Origin of the sequence: Patulibacter defluvii, assembly GCF_034096925.1 — a bacterium.
GTDB lineage: Bacteria > Actinomycetota > Thermoleophilia > Solirubrobacterales > Solirubrobacteraceae > Patulibacter > Patulibacter defluvii.
The window spans coordinates 1-16636 of record NZ_JAWZSQ010000042.1 but is presented as its reverse complement, the minus strand read 5'-3'; the positions used below and the strand labels follow the sequence as shown (position 1 = coordinate 16636).

The 16636-nt window shown below is 76.1% G+C and carries 12 protein-coding genes; 6 read left to right on the top strand and 6 right to left on the bottom strand.

Annotated elements, in window-relative coordinates:
- The 3 genes from SH587_RS24070 to SH587_RS24060 form a co-directional block, all read right to left on the bottom strand.
- Positions 1-1012, bottom strand: a 1012-nt coding sequence (locus tag SH587_RS24070; protein ID WP_320673207.1) for a neutral/alkaline non-lysosomal ceramidase N-terminal domain-containing protein, incomplete at its 3' end; no start/stop codon positions are given.
- Positions 1009-2532 (bottom strand): flavin monoamine oxidase family protein, encoded by a 1524-nt coding sequence (locus tag SH587_RS24065; RefSeq protein ID WP_320673206.1) that lies wholly within the window; start codon positions 2530-2532, stop codon positions 1009-1011. The genes SH587_RS24065 and SH587_RS24070, both read right to left, overlap by 4 nt.
- A complete protein-coding gene (locus SH587_RS24060) occupies positions 2529-3203 on the bottom strand; it encodes a TetR/AcrR family transcriptional regulator (RefSeq protein WP_320673205.1) in 675 nt (224 codons plus the stop codon). Before SH587_RS24060 ends, SH587_RS24065 begins: the two co-directional genes overlap by 4 nt.
- A gap of 143 nt (positions 3204-3346) precedes the next feature.
- Between SH587_RS24060 and SH587_RS24055 the strand changes: the two genes are divergently transcribed.
- The 5 genes from SH587_RS24055 (at position 3347) to SH587_RS24035 (ending at position 8551) form a co-directional block, all read left to right on the top strand.
- Positions 3347-4036 carry a class II aldolase/adducin family protein gene (locus SH587_RS24055; protein WP_320673204.1) on the top strand — a complete coding sequence of 230 codons (690 nt, stop codon included), beginning with the start codon at positions 3347-3349 and terminating at the stop codon, positions 4034-4036.
- Between the two features lie 5 nt (positions 4037-4041).
- The gene (locus SH587_RS24050; RefSeq protein WP_320673208.1) at positions 4042-4968 is read left to right on the top strand and encodes a carbohydrate kinase family protein; all 927 of its coding nucleotides are present in this window, start codon (positions 4042-4044) and stop codon (positions 4966-4968) included.
- A 118-nt stretch (positions 4969-5086) separates the two neighbouring features.
- The gene (locus tag SH587_RS24045; RefSeq protein ID WP_320673203.1) at positions 5087-6496 is read left to right on the top strand and encodes an FAD-dependent oxidoreductase; all 1410 of its coding nucleotides are present in this window, start codon (positions 5087-5089) and stop codon (positions 6494-6496) included.
- A gap of 355 nt (positions 6497-6851) precedes the next feature.
- Positions 6852-8063 (top strand): metallophosphoesterase family protein, encoded by a 1212-nt coding sequence (locus SH587_RS24040; protein ID WP_320673202.1) that lies wholly within the window; start codon positions 6852-6854, stop codon positions 8061-8063.
- An 11-nt stretch (positions 8064-8074) separates the two neighbouring features.
- On the top strand, positions 8075-8551 hold the full coding sequence (locus SH587_RS24035; RefSeq protein WP_320673201.1) for a limonene-1,2-epoxide hydrolase family protein: 477 nt from the start codon (positions 8075-8077) through the stop codon (positions 8549-8551).
- A 98-nt stretch (positions 8552-8649) separates the two neighbouring features.
- On the opposite strand, the gene SH587_RS24030 is transcribed toward SH587_RS24035, so the two are convergent.
- Positions 8650-10110, bottom strand: a complete 1461-nt coding sequence (locus SH587_RS24030) for a DHA2 family efflux MFS transporter permease subunit (protein ID WP_320673200.1) — start codon at positions 10108-10110, stop codon at positions 8650-8652.
- Positions 10111-10254: 144 nt separating this feature from the next.
- Here SH587_RS24030 and SH587_RS24025 point away from each other — a divergent pair, with 144 nt between their 5' ends.
- Positions 10255-10950 (top strand): TetR/AcrR family transcriptional regulator, encoded by a 696-nt coding sequence (locus SH587_RS24025; protein WP_320673199.1) that lies wholly within the window; start codon positions 10255-10257, stop codon positions 10948-10950.
- A 22-nt stretch (positions 10951-10972) separates the two neighbouring features.
- On the opposite strand, the gene SH587_RS24020 is transcribed toward SH587_RS24025, so the two are convergent.
- On the bottom strand, positions 10973-13180 hold the full coding sequence (locus SH587_RS24020) for an NADP-dependent isocitrate dehydrogenase (protein WP_320673198.1): 2208 nt from the start codon (positions 13178-13180) through the stop codon (positions 10973-10975).
- Between the two features lie 115 nt (positions 13181-13295).
- Positions 13296-16636 (bottom strand): ATP-binding cassette domain-containing protein (locus tag SH587_RS24015; protein ID WP_320673197.1); only part of this gene is annotated, 3341 nt, incomplete at its 5' end.

Sequence of the window (16636 nt, the reverse complement as noted above, 5' to 3'; positions counted from 1 at the left end):
GGGCGACGGTCCGGGCCCGGCCACGGGCGCGGGCGGCGGCCCGGCGCGCGCGGCGGGCGCGGGTCGTCAGGGTCTTGGCGCGGCGGGCGGCGCTGCGCGACGTGCGGGCGCTGCGGCGGACCTCGGCGGTGCAGGTGGCCGCGGTCAGCGCGTCGACCCGCAGCACGTCGACGTTGGGGTCGATCGTCCGCTCGTAGGGCACCTTCGACGGGTCGCTGGTGCCGAAGTCGTTGAGCCGTGCGATCAGGCTGCGGTTGCGGGTGATCCCGTGCAGCGTCGTGTGGCCCCAGCCGGCGGCGGCCGGGCGCAGGCCGGTGGCCGCGCGGCGGATCGCGGTCGCCACCCGCTCGACGATGAAGGTGTAGAGCTGCGGGTCGGCCGGGGCGGGCGCCACCAGGCCGGCGAGGCTGGCCGGGTTGGTCAGGATCATCTCGATCCCCGGCGCGGCGGTGTTGAGCGTCTGGCTGTTGGCGTAGCCGCCGGTCCCCGAGTGGGTGTGGGTGGCGGAGATGATCACGTCGCGCTCGCTGAAGCCGAGGTCGGCGACCTTCGCCGCGATCGCCTGCTGGAGCCCCTGGGGAACGGCGAAGTCGGCCATCGCGACCAGCGCCACCCGCCGCCCGCCGCGCTCCAGCACCAGCGCGCTGGTGGTCAGGCGGGTCGAGACGCCGCGGCCGATCCGGTCGGCGCGGGTCCAGCCGCCGAGGAAGTACTTGCCCATCAGCGGCGGGGTCAGGTCGGCGCGGCCGACGCCGGCCCGCAGCGTGCCGGCGGGGACGTCGGTCGCGGCGGGCGGCGGGCTGGTGGCGGCGTAGCTGGCGGCCGGCGGCAGCTGGCCGGCCGCGCGCAGCTCGCCGGCGCCCCGCGCCACCGCCCGCGGCGGCTCGGGGTGGATCTGGGCGTAGCGGTCCTCGGCCGCCGCCTCGGCCTCGCTGTGGGCGGCCGCGGTCGCGGGCGCGCCGAGCAGCGCCGCGCCGAGCGCCAGCGGCAGCAGCCGCCGGACGCCGCTCACGCCAGCACCTCGCGAGCGGCGCGCTTGCCGGCCCGGACCGCCCCGTCCATGAACCCGGCCCAGTAGTCCGACGTCTCGGTCCCGGCCCAGTGGACGCCGCCGTGCGGCTGCCGCATCCAGCTGCCGAAGCCGCTCAGCGTGCCCGGCGCCGGCAGCGCGACGGGGCCGCCGGCCGACCACGGCTCGCGGCCCCAGTCCTTGTCGAAGTAGGCCTTCGCCTTCAGCGCCTGGGGACCGACGTAGGTGGCGAACTGGCGCAGCACGGCGGCCCGCCGGTCGGCCGGCCGCATGCCGCTGAAGCGGCGCCAGCTGTCGCCGCCGCAGAAGCCGAACAGCACGCCCGGCGAGCCCTCCGGCGGGGTGTTGTCGAACATCACCTTCATCGGCCCGTCGGTGCCGGCCGCGACGGCCGCGCCGCTCAGCCCCTCGTCGCGCCAGAACGGCCGCTCGTAGACCGCCTCGCACTTCATCAGCACGCCCATCGGCGAGCGCTGGAGCAGGATCCGGTGCTCGGGCGGCAGGCCGGGCTGGAAGTCGATCGCGGCGGCCAGCGGCGGCGGCACCGCCACCACCACCCGCTTCGCCCGCCAGCTGCCGGCGTCGCTGAGGACGGTGACCTCGCCGCCGGCCTGGGTGATCCGGCGGACCGGGGCGTTGAGGACCACCCGCTGGCCGCCGAGCTGGTTGGCCATCGCCAGCGAGACGATCTGGCTGCCGCCGAGGATCCGCGAGTCCTGGGCGCCGTTGCGGCTGCCCAGCATCCGCTCGACGGTCCCGATCGTGTTCTCGTCGCCGGCCCCGGCCACGAAGCGGGCGAACAGCAGCAGCGTGACCTCGCGGTTGCTGGCCCCGAAGCTCGGCTCGATCAGGCACTCGGCCAGCTGGTGGACCCGCTCGCTGACCAGCGGCCCGCGCGAGCGCAGGAACGAGGCCACGGTGTCGCTCTCCCACTCGGCCGCGCGCGGGTTGCCCCACGGCTCGTTCGGGTTCAGCGAGTGGGCGATGTCGTCGATCGAGGTCAGCAGGTCGTTGAGCCCCAGCAGCGCGCCGAGCTCGGGCGGGATGTCGCCGGTGTAGCGCTGGACGTTGCCGTCGGCGATGTAGGCGTTCTCGCCCTGCGTGTAGGCCTGGTAGATCCCGATCTTGAGCTCCTTGCAGAGCCCGATGATGTGGTTCTGCGTCGGCCCCACGTACTCGCCGCCGGCCTCGACCGGGCGCCGCGGCGCGACGTCGTGGTTGAGCGTCCGGCCGCCGACCCGGTCGCGGGCCTCGAGCACCACCACCGACTTGCCGGCCGCGGCGATCCGGCGGGCGGCGGTCAGGCCCGAGAGCCCGGCGCCGACCACGACCACGTCGACCTTCGGCACCGTCGGGGGCTTCGGGGTCCGCTTCGGCTTGCGCTTGCGCTTCCGCTTGGCCGCCTCGGCCTGGTCGGCGGCGATCCCCCCGGCGGCCATCGCGCCGGCGGCGGCCCCGGCGCCGATCAGCCGCCGGCGGGTCAGTGAGTGGTCGCTGGTCATGGGGTGGCTCCTGCGGGGGTGGGTGGGGGGACCGCGGGACGCTCCGCGGTGTCGAGGTAGGCGCGCAGCAGCACCACCGCCTCGGCGAGGGTGGCCGGATCCCCGTCGGGGTCCAGCCGGAAGGCGTCGTGCAGCAGCGCGTCGGCGCAGAGCACGGCGGTCCAGCACTTGCGGGCGAGCTCGTCGCCGTCGACGGCGTGGCCCTGGGCGACGAGGATCCGGCGCGCGCCGTCGGCCAGCACCCGCTTGTTGCGGCGGTCGGCCTCCTGCAGCTGCGGGGTCAGGTGGCGGCCGAGCCAGAGCGCGCGGTAGCCGGGCTCCGCCCGCCAGCGGGCGACGAAGGCCTCCATCACGACCGCGGCCGGGTCGTCCCAGCGCTCGTCGGCGGCGGCCGCGACGACCGTCTCCATCAGCGCCTCGAACTGCTCCAGGAAGCGGGCGGCGAGCGCGTCGACGATCGCCTCGCGGTCGGGCACGTACTGGTAGAGCGAGCCGACCGAGATCCCCGCCTCGCGGGCTATCCGGGTGGTGGTCAGGGCCTCGACGCCCTCCGCGGCGAGCAGCCGGTCGGCGGCGTCGAGCGCCCGCTGCAGCCGCTCGCGGCTGCGCTCCTGCTGGGGTTCGCGGCGCAGCCGGGCGATCGGCGGCGGTGGTTCGGCGGGGGCGGTCATGGGCGCGTGGAAACTGGCGATCCGCCAGGTTTCACAGGTGAAATCTGAGAGCGTTTTCACCATAGACCGAATTCGGGCTACAGTCCAGCTCCAGATGTCCCACTGCCCCTCCCCTCCCTTCGCCCGCCGGGCGAGCGCCGACCGTGCTCGCCGCTGAGCGCGAGCGGGTCGCCGCCGCCGCCCGCGCGCTGGCCGACAGCAGCCTCGTCCGCGGCACCAGCGGCAACGTCAGCCTGCGGGCCGGCGACCACGTCGCGGTGACCCCGACCGGCGGCCAGCTGGCGCTGCTCCACGGCGACCAGATCGCCGTCGTCGACCTCGACGGCCGCCACGTCCACGGACCGCTGCAGGCGACCTCGGAGCTGGACCTGCACCTGGCGGCCTACCGTCGCCACGGCTGCGGCGCGGTCGTCCACAGCCACGCGACCGCGGCGACCGCCGTCGGGACGGTGCTCGACCGCGAGCTGCCGCTGATCCACTACGAGATGCTGCTGCTCGGCGGCCCGGTCCGGATCGCCCCCTTCGCCCCCTTCGGCACCCCCGAGCTGGCCGAGCTGGTCGCCGACGCGCTGGCCGACGGCCGCCAGGCGGCGCTGCTGGCCAACCACGGCGCGGTCACCGTCGGCCACGACCTCGACGCGGCGGTCGCCCACACCCACCTGCTCGAGTGGCTCTGCGAGGTCTACCTGCGGGCGGCCCCGGCGGCCGCCGCCGACGGCCTGCGGATCCTCGACGGCGCCCAGCAGCAGGCGGTGATCGACGCCGCCGTCGCCCGCCGCTACGGCCAGACCCACGCGGCCGATCCCGACCCCGACCCCGGAGCCCCGCAGTGACCGACATGCGCGTCCTGACCCTCGGCGTCCACGTGCTCGACGTGCTCGCCCGCCCGGTCGAGGGGATCCCCGACGGCCAGGGCTCGCAGCTGCTGGAGGAGATCCGCGCCGCCCCGGCCGGGACCGCCGGCGGCACCGCGGTGACGCTGGCCAAGCTCGGCGCGCGGGTCCGGACCGCCGGCGCGATCGGCGACGACGCGCTCGGCGCGCTGCTGGTCGACCTGCTGGAGCGGCACGGCGTCGACAGCTCGCTGCTGGTCCGGCGGGCGGAGGTCCAGACCTCGGCCAGCGTGCTGCCGATCCGCCCCAACGGCGACCGGCCGGCGCTGCACGTGATCGGCGCCAACGGCGCCTACGGCCTGGCCGACGCCCCGCGCGAGGCGATCGCCGACGCGACCCACCTGCACCTGGGCGGGCCCGAGTTCCTGGGCGGCGAGGCGGCCGGCGAGCTGCTGGCGCTGGCCCACGAGCACGGGGCGGTGACCTCGGCCGACGTCCTGGCCGACGGCAACCCCGGGCTGCTGGACTGGATCGCGCCGGCCTTCCCGCAGCTCGACCACCTGCTGCCGAACGACGCCCAGGTGCTCGGCTTCACCGGCGAGGACGACCTGGTCGCCGGCTGCCGGGCGCTGATCGCGCGCGGGGTGACGACGGTCGCGGCGACCCGCGGCGGCGACGGCGCGGTGGTGGTGACCGCCGACGACGTGATCGAGCTGCCGGCGTTCGCGATCGACGTCGTCGACACCTCGGGCTGCGGCGACGCGTTCTCGGCCGGCTACCTGCGCGGGCTCTCGCTCGGCCGTGACCCGCGGGCCTGCGCCGTGCTCGGCAGCGCGGCCGCGGCGCTGGTGGCCCAGGGGCTGGGCAGCGACCACGGCGCCTTCGACCTGGCCGCGGCCGACGCGTTCGCGGCCGCCACCCCGACCCGCTGACCGTCGGGGGCGTCGGACCCGGACCGCGCGGCCCGGGTGCCGCAATTCGTACCATGGAAGTCGGAGGTCGCCGTGGTCACGCCGGCCTCCGGCCGCATACCCGACCCGCCGAGGCTCCGTGTCCGATCAGTCCGAGACCCCCGCCCGTTCGTTGAAGGTCGCCATCGTCGGCGCCGGTCCGGCGGGGTTCTACGCCGCCGGGCAGCTGCTGTCGGCGGCCGACGCCGACGTGCAGGTGAACCTCTTCGACCGGCTGCCGACGCCGTTCGGGCTGGTCCGGTTCGGCGTCGCCCCGGACCATCCGAAGATCAAGTCGGTGACGCGGGTCTACGAGAAGATCGCCAAGAAGCCCGGGTTCCGGTTCTTCGGCAACGTCGAGGTCGGCAAGGACATCACCCACGGCGAGCTGCTGGAGCGCCACCACGCGGTGCTCTACGCCACCGGCGCCTCGCACGACCGGCGGCTGGGGATCCCGGGCGAGGACCTGCCCGGATCGCACCCCGCCACCGAGTTCGTGGCCTGGTACAACGGCCACCCCGACGCGCGCGACCTGGAGTTCGACCTGTCGGCGAAGCGGGCGGTGGTGATCGGCAACGGCAACGTCGCCGTCGACGTCGCGCGGATGCTCGGCCTCGACGCCGGCGAGCTGCGCGAGACCGACACCGCCGACCACGCGATCGACGCGCTGATCGCCTCCGAGGTCGAGGAGATCGTGATGCTCGGCCGCCGCGGCCTGGCGCAGGCGGCGTTCACCAACCCCGAGCTGCGCGAGCTGGGCGAGATGGCCGACTGCGACATCGTCGTCGACCCGGCCGAGGTCGCGCTCGACGAGCACAGCGCCCGCTGGCTGGAGCGCGACGGCGCCGACGTGCGGGAGAAGCGCAACGTCGAGATCGCGACCGAGTACTCGACCCGCACGCCGGAGGGGAAGAAGCGGCGGATCGTGCTGCGGTTCCTCGCCTCCCCCGTGCGGATCCTCGGCGAGCAGAAGGTCGAGGGGATCGAGATCGTCAAGAACGAGCTGGTCGCCGACGACGACGGCTGGCTCTCCGCCCGCCCGACCGAGCAGACCGAGGTGATCGAGTGCGGCCTGGTGCTGCGCTCGATCGGCTACCGCGGGACGAAGCTGCACGACGTGCCGTTCGACGACCAGCGGGCGACGATCCGCAACGTCGGTGGCCGCGTGATCGACGAGAACAGCGACGAGCAGGTGCCCGGCGTCTACACCGCCGGCTGGATCAAGCGCGGCCCGTCGGGGATCATCGGCACCAACAAGAAGTGCGCCCAGGGCACCACCGACGCGATCCTCGAGGACCTCGCCGGCGGCCTGCTGCCGGAGCCGACGGTGACCGAGGACGACCTGCCCGGCCTGCTGGCCGAGCGGCAGCCGGCGCTGGTCGACTGGGAGGCGTGGTCGCGGATCGACGCCCACGAGCAGGCGCTCGGCGAGCCGCAGGGCCGCCCGCGGGTCAAACTGACCCGGATCGCGGAGATGATCGACGCCGCCGGGACCACCCAGGCGGCCTGATCGCGGGAGGCGAAGGGGCATCGCGCGCCGTCCGCTCGTCGACGCGCTCGCCGCGGTCCGGCGGGCGCTGCGGAGCGGCACGGCCCGCCGCGCCGGCCGCCGGCTGCGGCGGGCGCTGAGCCTGCTGGCGGTCGTCGTCGCCGCGCTGGCCGCCGGCGTCGGCGCGCTCGCCGTCCACGACCGCGACGTCCGGCTCTCCGTCGGGCAGGTCCGGCTCTCGCTCGACCCCGGGCACCGCGGGGCGCTCGACCTGTTCGTCCCGCTGGTCGACTGGGGCGTCCGCTACGACGCGATCCGGCTGCCGGCGCGGCTGCGGGTCGACCTGCGGACGGTCGACCGCCGCGCCGCCCAGCGGGTGGCCGAGGGCGGCCCGCTCGACGTCCGCGCGGTCCAGGCCGAGGCCCGCGGCGCGATCGCCGACTACCTGCGGTCGTCGATCGCCGTAGCGGTCCTGGTCGCCGCCGCCGGCGGCCTGCTGGTGGCGCTGGCCGTCCGCTCGCGCAACGGCCCGCGGCTGCGCTGGACGGCCGCGACCGCGGTCGCCACCGCCGCCCTCGGCGGGGTCCTGCTTGTGGTGCTGCTGCCGCCGCGGGGCGCGCTCGACCGGCCGCAGTACTACGCGTTCGGGCCCGACATCCCGCGGGCGCTGTCGGTGCTGGAGGACGCCCAGCGCTCCTCGGGCGTGCTCGACCAGGAGCTGGACGCCCAGCTGGTCGGGCTGGCGCGGCTGGTCACCGACCCGGCCGGCCGGCGACCGCTGGACGACGCCGCGCGGGTCACGATCGCCTCCGACCTCCACAACAACGTGCTCGCGCTGCCGATCCTGCGCCGGATCGCCGACGGCGGGCCGGTGCTCTTCCCGGGCGACCTGACCGACCGTGGGTCGCCGCTCGAGGCGCAGCTGCTGGAGCGGGTGGTCCACACCGGCCGGCCGTTCGCCTTCGTGACCGGCAACCACGACTCCGACAGCCTGGCCCGCTCGCTGGCGCGGCGGGGGGCGATCGTCCTCGGCCGCGACGGTCAGCTGGGCCGCGACGGGCGGCCGCTGCGGCCGCGGCGGATGACGGCCCGGGTCGGCGGCCTGCGGGTGGCCGGCTACGGCGATCCGTTCGTGCGGCTGCGCTCGCAGGGCTACCGCGACCGCTACGACGACGAGGGGCCGAGCGTCGCCGAGCAGCAGCAGTTCGCCGCCTGGCTGCGGCCCCTGGTCGGCGGCGTCGACGTGGTCATGGTCCACGAGCCGGCACTGCTCGGGGTCGCCCTCCGCGACCTCCACGAGCACCCGCCGCGGCGGCCGCTGGTGTTCGTCGTCGGCCACACCCACCGCGCCGACCTGACCCGCCAGGGCGACGTGACCGTGATCGACGGCGGCAGCGTCGGCGCCGGCGGCACCGGCAACCTGGCCGGCGACCCGACGGCGATCGGCGTCGCCCGGCTGGTCTACCGGACCGACGACGACCGCTTCCGTCCGCTCGCCGTCGACCTCGTCTCCGTCGACCCCGGCAGCGGCTCCGCCACCGCCCGCCGCGAGCGGCTCGACGTGCCAGCCGCCCGACCGAGCCAGTAGCGTCGTCGTCCATGGGCTCTCCTGGTTCCGGCTCCGCCCCCAACCCGGCGCCGACGGCGGCCGACAGCGCCGAGGCGACGGTGGTGCGGGCCTTCCTCGCCTCGCTCGAGCTGCTCGACGTCGGCCGCGCGACCGCGCTGGTCGCCCCCGACCTGGTCTACGAGAACGTCTCGCTGCCGACGATCCACGGCCGCCGCGGGCTGGAGCGGGCGCTCGGCACCTTCACCCGCGTCGCGACCGGCTTCGAGGCCCGGACCCACCGGCTGGCCGTCGACGGCCCGGTGGTGCTGACCGAGCGGACCGACGTGATCGAGGTCGGGCGGCTGCGGGTCGCCTTCTGGGTCTGCGGCACGTTCGAGGTCCACGACGGCCAGATCACCCTCTGGCGCGACCACTTCGACTGGCTGAACGTCACCGGCGGCACCGTCCGCGGGCTGCTCGGCGCGCTGCCGCTGCCCGGTCTGCGGCGGGTCGTCGGCGACCGCTGACCGCGTCCCGGGCCCGGACGGGCGCGCGGCCCGGACAGGCCGGGCCGCGCGTGCTGCGAGGGTTCGCCGCGGCCGCCGGAGCGGCGGCCGGGCGAGGATCAGTGGGCCATCGCCGGCTCGGCGGCCGGGTCGACCTGGGGCGCGCCGCCGCGCAGCAGCGTCCCGGTCACCAGCGCGCCGACCAGGAAGATCCCGGCCGACCACCAGAAGGCGGTGGTGTAGCCGTGGACCGCGGCCTCGGCCATCACCTGCGGGGTCCGCGCGCGGCCCTCGGCGAAGCTGGTGACCGCGCTGGCGGCCAGCGTGCTGAGCAGCGCGGTGCCGATCGAGCCGCCGACCTGCTGGGCGGTGTTGACCATCGCCGAGGCGACGCCGGCGTCGGTGCGGTCGACGCCGAGGGTGGCCGTGGCCATCGCCGGGGCGAAGATCAGGCCCATCCCGACGCCCATCACCAGCAGGCCCGGGAGCACGTGGGTGGCGTAGGCGCTGTCGGTGCCGATGCCGGTGAAGTAGACCATCCCGGCCGCGCCGAGCAGCATCCCAGTCGGGACCAGCGGGCGGGCGCCCGTCCGCGGGAAGACCTTGGTGCTGACGGTCGTCGCGGTGACCATGATCGCCGCGCTGATCGGCAGGAAGGCGAGGCCGGTCTCGATCGGCGAGAAGCCGAGCGTCTGCTGCAGGTAGAAGGTCAGGAACAGGAAGACCCCGAACATCGCCACGCTCGCCATCCCGAAGGCCAGGTAGGACGCGCCGCGCGAGCGGTCGAGCACCACCCGCATCGGCAGCAGCGGGTGCTTGCTGCGCAGCTCGATCAGGACGAAGCCGACCAGCAGCGCGACGCCGGCGGCGAGGAAGGCGATCGTGCCGCCGCTGCCCCAGCCGTCGGTCTCGGCGTGCGAGAAGCCGTAGACGAGCGAGAAGAGGCCGGCCGACGCCGCGAGGGTGCCGGGGATGTCGAGCCGCGGGCGCTCGGCCGGGGCCTGCTCGTGCAGCAGCCGGAAGGCGGCGATCGCGGCCGGGACGGCGAAGAAGAGGTTGACGTAGAGGCTCCAGCGCCACGACAGCCACTCGGTCAGGACGCCGCCGAGCAGCATCCCGATCGCCGCGCCCGAGCCGGCGATCGCGCCGAAGACGCCGAACGCCTTGCCGCGCTCCTGGGGGTCGGTGAAGGTGGTCGACAGCAGGCCGAGGGCGGCCGGGGCGAGCAGCGCGCCGAAGAGGCCCTGGGCCGCGCGGGCGGCGACCAGGACGCCGAAGCTGCCGGCGGCGCCGCCGACGGCGGAGGCGAGGGCGAAGCCGAGCAGGCCGACGATGAAGATCCGCTTGCGGCCGAGCAGGTCGCCGAGCCGGCCCCCGAGCAGCAGCAGGCTGCCGAAGGCGAGCGCGTAGGCGGTCACGACCCACTGGCGGGAGTCGTCGGAGAAGCCCAGGTCGTGCTGGGCGGACGGGAGGGCGATGTTCACGATGGTCGCGTCGAGGACAACCATCAGCTGGGCGATCCCGATCACGGCGAGGATCAGCCAGCGGCGCGCGTGGTGCGGATCGTGGGTGGTGGGCATGGGGTGCTCCGGGGAGGCGGGTGCGGGTCCGGTGGGCGCCGTTCGTGTGGTCCGGCGCACACAAGTGGAGGAGTGACCTCAACTTTTCTTTCGGCACCGTAGCACACAACCGGAGCACTGTCCTCCGTTTTGTATGATCGGGTCATGTCCGACGAGGGCGACAGCGCCACCGAGTCGCAGGACCTGCCCAGCGAGCGCCCGCTGCGGGCCGACGCCGAACGCAACCGGCGGCGGATCCTGCAGGCCGCGCGCGAGGTCTTCACCGACCAGGGCCTGGGCGTGACGATGGACGACATCGCCAAGCACGCCGGGGTCGGCGTCGGCACCGTCTACCGCCGCTTCCCCGACAAGGACCAGCTGATCGACGCCCTCTTCGAGGAGCGGATCTCCGAGATCGTCGCGCTCGCCGAGGAGGGGCTGGCGATCGAGGACCCGTGGGAGGGCTGGGTCCACTTCTTCCGCGGCCAGCTGGAGCTGCAGGCCGCCGACCGCGGCCTCAAGGAGCTGCTGCTGAGCCACCGCACCGGGACCTCGCGCGTGGCGGCCTCGCGCCAGCGGATCGCCCCGGTCGCGATCAAGCTCTTCCGCCGCGCCCAGGACGCGGGCGCGATCCGGGCCGACCTGGCCCCGACCGACGTGCCCCTGATCGGGATGACCCTCGGCAGCCTCGTCGACTACACCCGCGAGGCCAGCCCCGACACCTGGCGGCGGCTGCTCGCGATCGTGCTCGACGGCCTGCGGGTGCGGCCCGAGGACGCCACCCCGCTCGCCGCCGAGCCGCTGAGCTTCGCCCAGCTCGACCAGTCGATGGCCTGCTGGAAGGCGTCCGGCCGGCGCTGAGCGGCCGGCCGGACGGCGTTCCCTACAGCGCCGCGATCGCGGCGTTCAGCGTGCCGCTCGGGCGCATCGCCGCGTCGGCCTTGGCGCGGTCGACGAAGTAGTACCCGCCGAGGTCGACCGGCTGGCCCTGGGCGGCCTGCAGCTCGGCCACGATCGTCGCCTCCTCGGCCGCCAGCTTCTCGGCCAGCGGGGCGAAGCGGGCCGCCAGCTCGGCGTCCTCGCTCTGGGCCGCCAGCTCCTGGGCCCAGTAGAGGGCCAGGTAGAAGTGGCTGCCGCGGTTGTCGATCGTGCCCAGCTTGCGGCCGGGCGAGCGGTTCTCGTCGAGGAAGGTCGCCGTCGCCCGGTCGAGCGCGTCGGCCAGGACCTTGGCCGCCGGCTTGCCGGCCTGGTCGGCGTACTTCTCCAGCGAGGGCACGAGGGCGAAGAACTCGCCGAGGCTGTCCCAGCGCAGGTAGCCCTCGGCCACCAGCTGCTGGACGTGCTTCGGGGCCGAGCCGCCGGCCCCGGTCTCGAACAGGCCGCCGCCGGCGATCAGCGGCACCACCGACAGCATCTTCGCGCTGGTGCCCAGCTCGAGGATCGGGAAGAGGTCGGTGTTGTAGTCGCGCAGCACGTTGCCGGTGACCGAGATCGTGTTCTGGCCCTGCCGCAGCCGGTCGAGCGAGAGCTTGGTCGCCTCGGCCGGGGCCAGGATCCGGATGTCGAGGCCATCGGTGTCGTGCTCGCCCAGGTACTCGCGGACCTTCGCGATCAGCTGCGCGTCGTGGGCCCGGGTCTCGTCGAGCCAGAAGACGGCCGGGTCGCCGGAGACCCGCGCCCGCTCGACCGCCAGCCGCACCCAGTCGCGGACGGGGACGTCCTTGGTCTGGGTGCCGCGCCAGATGTCGCCGGCCGCGACCGGCTGCTCCAGCAGCGCCTCGCCGGCGCTGTTGACGACCCGGACGGTGCCCGCCGCGGGGATCTCGAAGGTCTTGTCGTGGCTGCCGTACTCCTGCGCGGCCTGGGCCATCAGGCCGACGTTCGGGACCGTCCCGATCGTCGCCGGATCGAGCGGGCCGTTGGCCTTCACGTCCTCGATCACCGTCGCGTAGACGCCCGAGTAGGAGGAGTCGGGGATCACGATCAGCGTGTCGTCCTCCTCGCCCTGCGGACCCCACAGCCGGCCGCCGTTGCGGATCAGCGCCGGCAGCGAGGCGTCGATGATCACGTCGCTGGGCACGTGCAGGTTCGTGATCCCCTTGTCGGAGTTCACGTACGACATCCGCGGGCCGTCGGCGATCGCCTGCTCGAAGGCGGCCTTGATCTCGGCCCCGTTCGGCAGCGCGTCGAGCCCCGGCAGGATCGTGCCGAGACCGTCGTTGGCCGAGAGTCCGGCCGCGGCCAGGTCGTCGCCGTAGCGGTCGAAGACGTCGGCGAAGAAGGCCTTCACCGCGTGGCCGAAGATGATCGGGTCGGAGACCTTCATCATCGTCGCCTTCAGGTGCACCGACCAGAGCACGCCCTCGGCCTTCGCGCGGGCGACGGTCTCGCGCAGGAACGCCTGCAGCGCGGCGGCCTCGAGGACGGTGCCGTCGACGATCTCGCCGGCCAGCACCGGCAGCTCCGGCTTCAGCACGACGGTCTCGCCGTCGGCGGTCACCAGCTCGATCCGCAGCGTGTCATCGGCGGGCAGCACGACCGACCGCTCGTTGTGGCGGAAGTCGTGGCCGTCGAGGCTGGTGACGACCGTCTTCGACCCCTCGGCGAACGGCTTGTTCACGTGCGGGTGCTTGCGCGCGTAGGACTTGACCGAGGCCGGCGCGCGGCGGTCGGAGTTGCCCTGGCGCAGGACCGGGTTGACGGCCGAGCCCTTGACGCGGTCGTAGGCCTCGCGGGCCGCCCGCTCCTCGTCGGTGGCCGGGTTCTCCGGGTAGTCCGGGACCGCGTAGCCGGCCTCCTGCAGCTCCTTGATCGCCGCCTTCAACTGCGGGATCGAGGCCGAGATGTTCGGCAGCTTGATGATGTTCGCGTCGGGCGTCTTGGCCAGCTCGCCGAGCTCGGCGAGCGCGTCGGAGACCCGCTGCTCGGCGGTCAGGCGGTCGGGGAACTGGGCCAGGATCCGCCCGGCCAGCGAGATGTCCCGGGTCTCGACCTCGACGCCGGCGGCGCCGGCGAAGGCCTCGATGATCGGGAGGAACGAGTGCGTCGCGAGCGCGGGAGCCTCGTCGGTGTAGGTGTAGATGACCTTCATGTGGCCTGCTTCGCTTCGGGATCGGGGCGCGCCGGGCCTGGCCCGACCGCGATCCGGCGAGCAGGGTCCGATGCGCGAGCGACACGCTATCTGCTGGAGTCGCCCGCTCGCCGGCTCAGTCGTGGGCGACGAGCAGCACCGCGCCGGCGTGGCGGACGGCCAGGTCGAGCACGTGGCGGCGCGCGTCGTGGTCGAGCGGGGCCAGGCTCTCGTCGAGGATCAGCACGTCGGGCCGCCGCAGCAGCGCCCGCGCGACGGCGATCAGGCTCCGCTCGCCGTCGGAGAGCCGCCAGCCCGTCTCCCCCACCAGCTGCTGGATCCCGGCCGGCATCCGGTCGAGCAGCGGACCGAGGCCGAGCTCGCGGGCCAGCCGCTCGGCGCGCGCGACCGCCGCGGGCGTGGCCGGCCAGCCGACGCCCAGCAGCAGGTTGAAGGCCAGCGGTCCCAGCAGCACGTGGTCCTGCCCGACCTGCGGCACCAGCACCACCCGGCCGTGGCGCTCGACGGCGCCGGCGGTCGCCGGCTCGAGCCCGGCCAGCACCCGGCAGAGGGTCGACTTGCCCGCGCCCGACGGTCCCCGGACGACGACGCGGTCGCCGCGGCGGACGGTCAGCGCGGTGGCCCGCGCCGGCCGCTGCGGGGGACCCCAGCGAAGGTCGCGGGCGCGCAGCAGCGGGCCGTCGCCGCCCGCCGGCGCCGGGGCGTCGTCGAGCGGGTCGTCCGCGGCCGCGTCGAGCAGCGGCCGGATCCGCCGCCACGCCACCACCCCGGCGGCGAGCGCACCGGTCGAGGCCGCCGCCCGTGCCAGCCCGGTGGTCGCCAGCACGACCCCGGCGACCGCCGCGCCGAGCGTCGCGCCGCCCGCGCCGCCGAGGGCCAGCAGGGCGACCGCGCCGGTCAGCCAGCCGCCGGCGCCGACCGCCCCCAGCAGCGCGACCTGGGCGTCCATCCGCCGGGCCAGCCGCGGGGCGTCGTGCCCGGCCTCCGGCGGCCAGCCGTCGTGGGCGACGGTGCGATGGCCGAGCAGCCCCTCGACCAGCCGCACGCTGCCGGCGATCCGGGCGCTGGTCCAGGCCTCGCGGGCGCGGACCGCGGCGACCCCGGCCGCGGCCACCGCCAGCGTCCACACGACGAGCAGCAGGGCCAGCAGCAGCGCGCCTGCGGCGATCAGGATCGTGCCGGCGACGGCGATCTCGACCACCGCCAGCAGCCCGGCCAGGACCCCGTGGGTGGCGGTCGTCTCGAGCGCCCGCGCCTCCTGCAGCCGCGCCAGCAGGCCGCCGATCCCCTCGACCCGCATCCGCTCGGGGGCGGCGCGGAGGGCGGCCGCCGCGAGCGCGCCGTGGACCGCGCCGACCACCTGCAGCGCGGTCCGCGCCACCAGCCCGGTCTGGAGCGCGGTGGTCGCGGTCAGCGCGGCGACCAGCGCCGCCACCACCGCCAGCGGCGCGCCGTGGCGGACGCAGGCGATCCAGGCCGCCAGGTAGAGCGCGTAGCGGGCCAGCGTCACCAGCCCGACCGCGGCCGTCCAGCGCCGCACCCGCGCCCGCCGCAGGGCGACGGCCAGCCGCGGCTCGACCGGCGCGGTGGGGGCGCCGTCGAGCCGGGCGCGGACCCGGGCGATCCGGCGCGCCGACGGCCGCAGGCCCGCCAGCCGCAGGGTCGTCGCGAGCGGGTCGGCGGCGGGCGGCGGAGACGGCCCGCCGGCCAGCTCGCCGCCGGCGCGGCGGGCCGGGCCCCCACCGTTGGTCGCGACCGTCGTGCCGTCGTCGCCGATCCGCCAGCTCGACCAGCGGGCCAGCTCGTCGTCGACCCGGTCGCGGGCGGCCAGCGCCGCCGCCAGCCGGCTGCCGGGATCGGCGGCCAGCCGCGCCGGATCGCCCTCCTCGACCAGCCGTCCCTCCGCCAGCACCAGCACCCGCGGGAAGTCGAGCGCGGTCTCCAGGTCGTGGGTGACGCAGACGACGGTCGCCCCCGGCCAGCGCTCGCGGACCCGCCGCAGCAGCGCCGTGCGCGCCGGACGGTCGAGGCCGCGCAGCGCCTCGTCGAGCAGCACCAGCGCCGGTCGCTCCCGGGCGAGCGCGCGCGCCAGCCGCACGCGCTGGGCCTCGCCGCCGGAGAGCCGCGCGCCGGCGAACCCGACCGGCCGCTCGCCGTGGGCCCGGAGCACCGGCTCCGCCCCGGCCGCCCGCAGCGCCGCCGCCGGATCGCGGCCCGGGGCCACCGCCGGATCGATCACGTTGGCGGCCAGCGGCAGGTCCCACAGGGTCACCGCCGGGCCGGCCCACGCCGTCCGTGCCCGCAGCCGCGCGGGATCGAGCGGCGCGCCGTCGACCAGCACTCGTCCGGCCTGCGGGCGGTGGGCGCCGAGCAGCAGGTCGACGACCGTCGACTTGCCGCTGCCGGTCGGGCCGACCAGCGCCAGCTGCTCGCCGGCCGCGATCGTCACCGTCAGGTCGTGCAAGACCGGCCGCGGACCGATCGCCACGGTCACGCCCTCGAGCGCGATCGTCACGCCGGCGCCGTCGTCCCCCGTGGCCGCGGCCGGCGGAACCGAGGCCGGCTCCAGCGCCGCCCGCAGCGGCTCGCGCAGACGACCGGCCAGGACCGCCATCCGCGGCAGCGGACGCGCGGCCTGCCCCAGCCGCTCGGCGGCCAGCGGCAGCACGAAGCAGCCGGCCACGACTACCAGGCCGGTCGCGCTGGTGGCGTCGCCGGCCGCGGCCAGGGCCGCCAGCGCCAGGCTCCAGGCGACCGCCCCCTCGGCCAGCGCCGCCGCCCCGGTCAGCCACGCCGTCCGCCGCGCCGCCGCCGCCCAGCCGCCGAGCCGCGACGCCAGCTCGACGGCGACCGCCGGCTGTGCCCGGTGGGCGCGCAGCGTCCCCGCTCCGAGCAGGCAGTCGAGCAGGAAGCGGCTGATCGCCGAGCCCTGCTCCTCGACCCGCAGGTCGGCTCCGCGGACGACCGCCGCCCCGGCGGCCGCGGTCGCCACCACCAGCGGCAGGCCGAGCGCGACCGTCCACCACGGCAGCGGGATCAGCAGCGCCAGCGCGACCCCGACCAGGACCACCTCGGCGGCCGCGCGCAGCGCCTGCGAGAGCAGCACCGGGACGGTCCGCAGCTCGTGCAGCGCGTGGCCGCGGGCGGCCAGGTCGGAGGCGGGACGGGTCCGGAACCAGTCGGCCGGCAGCCGCGGCACGCGGTCGACGATCGCCCGCCGCAGCCGCTGCTCGATCGCGCGGCCGGCCCGCGCCTCGTGGCGGGCGACGGTCAGCCGCAGCAGCGCCAGCCCGCCCGCCAGCGCGGCCATCGCGGCCAGGCCGGCGTGGCCGCCGTCGCCGCGCAGGACCCACGCCAGCAGCGCCGCCTGGACCACCAGCGCCGCCGCCCCGAAGGTCGCCGCCGCCGCGACCACCGGCCGCGCCGGCCCCGGCAGCGCCGCCCGCAGGGTCGCGC

Coding starts and splice junctions, on each gene's coding strand:
- SH587_RS24025 (WP_320673199.1), top strand. CDS start 10,255: ATGTCCGACGAGGGCGACAGCGCCACCGAGTCGCAGGACCTGCCCAGC.
- SH587_RS24050 (WP_320673208.1), top strand. CDS start 4,042: ATGCGCGTCCTGACCCTCGGCGTCCACGTGCTCGACGTGCTCGCCCGC.
- SH587_RS24060 (WP_320673205.1), bottom strand. CDS start 3,203: ATGACCGCCCCCGCCGAACCACCGCCGCCGATCGCCCGGCTGCGCCGC.
- SH587_RS24035 (WP_320673201.1), top strand. CDS start 8,075: ATGGGCTCTCCTGGTTCCGGCTCCGCCCCCAACCCGGCGCCGACGGCG.
- SH587_RS24030 (WP_320673200.1), bottom strand. CDS start 10,110: ATGCCCACCACCCACGATCCGCACCACGCGCGCCGCTGGCTGATCCTC.
- SH587_RS24020 (WP_320673198.1), bottom strand. CDS start 13,180: ATGAAGGTCATCTACACCTACACCGACGAGGCTCCCGCGCTCGCGACG.
- SH587_RS24065 (WP_320673206.1), bottom strand. CDS start 2,532: ATGACCAGCGACCACTCACTGACCCGCCGGCGGCTGATCGGCGCCGGG.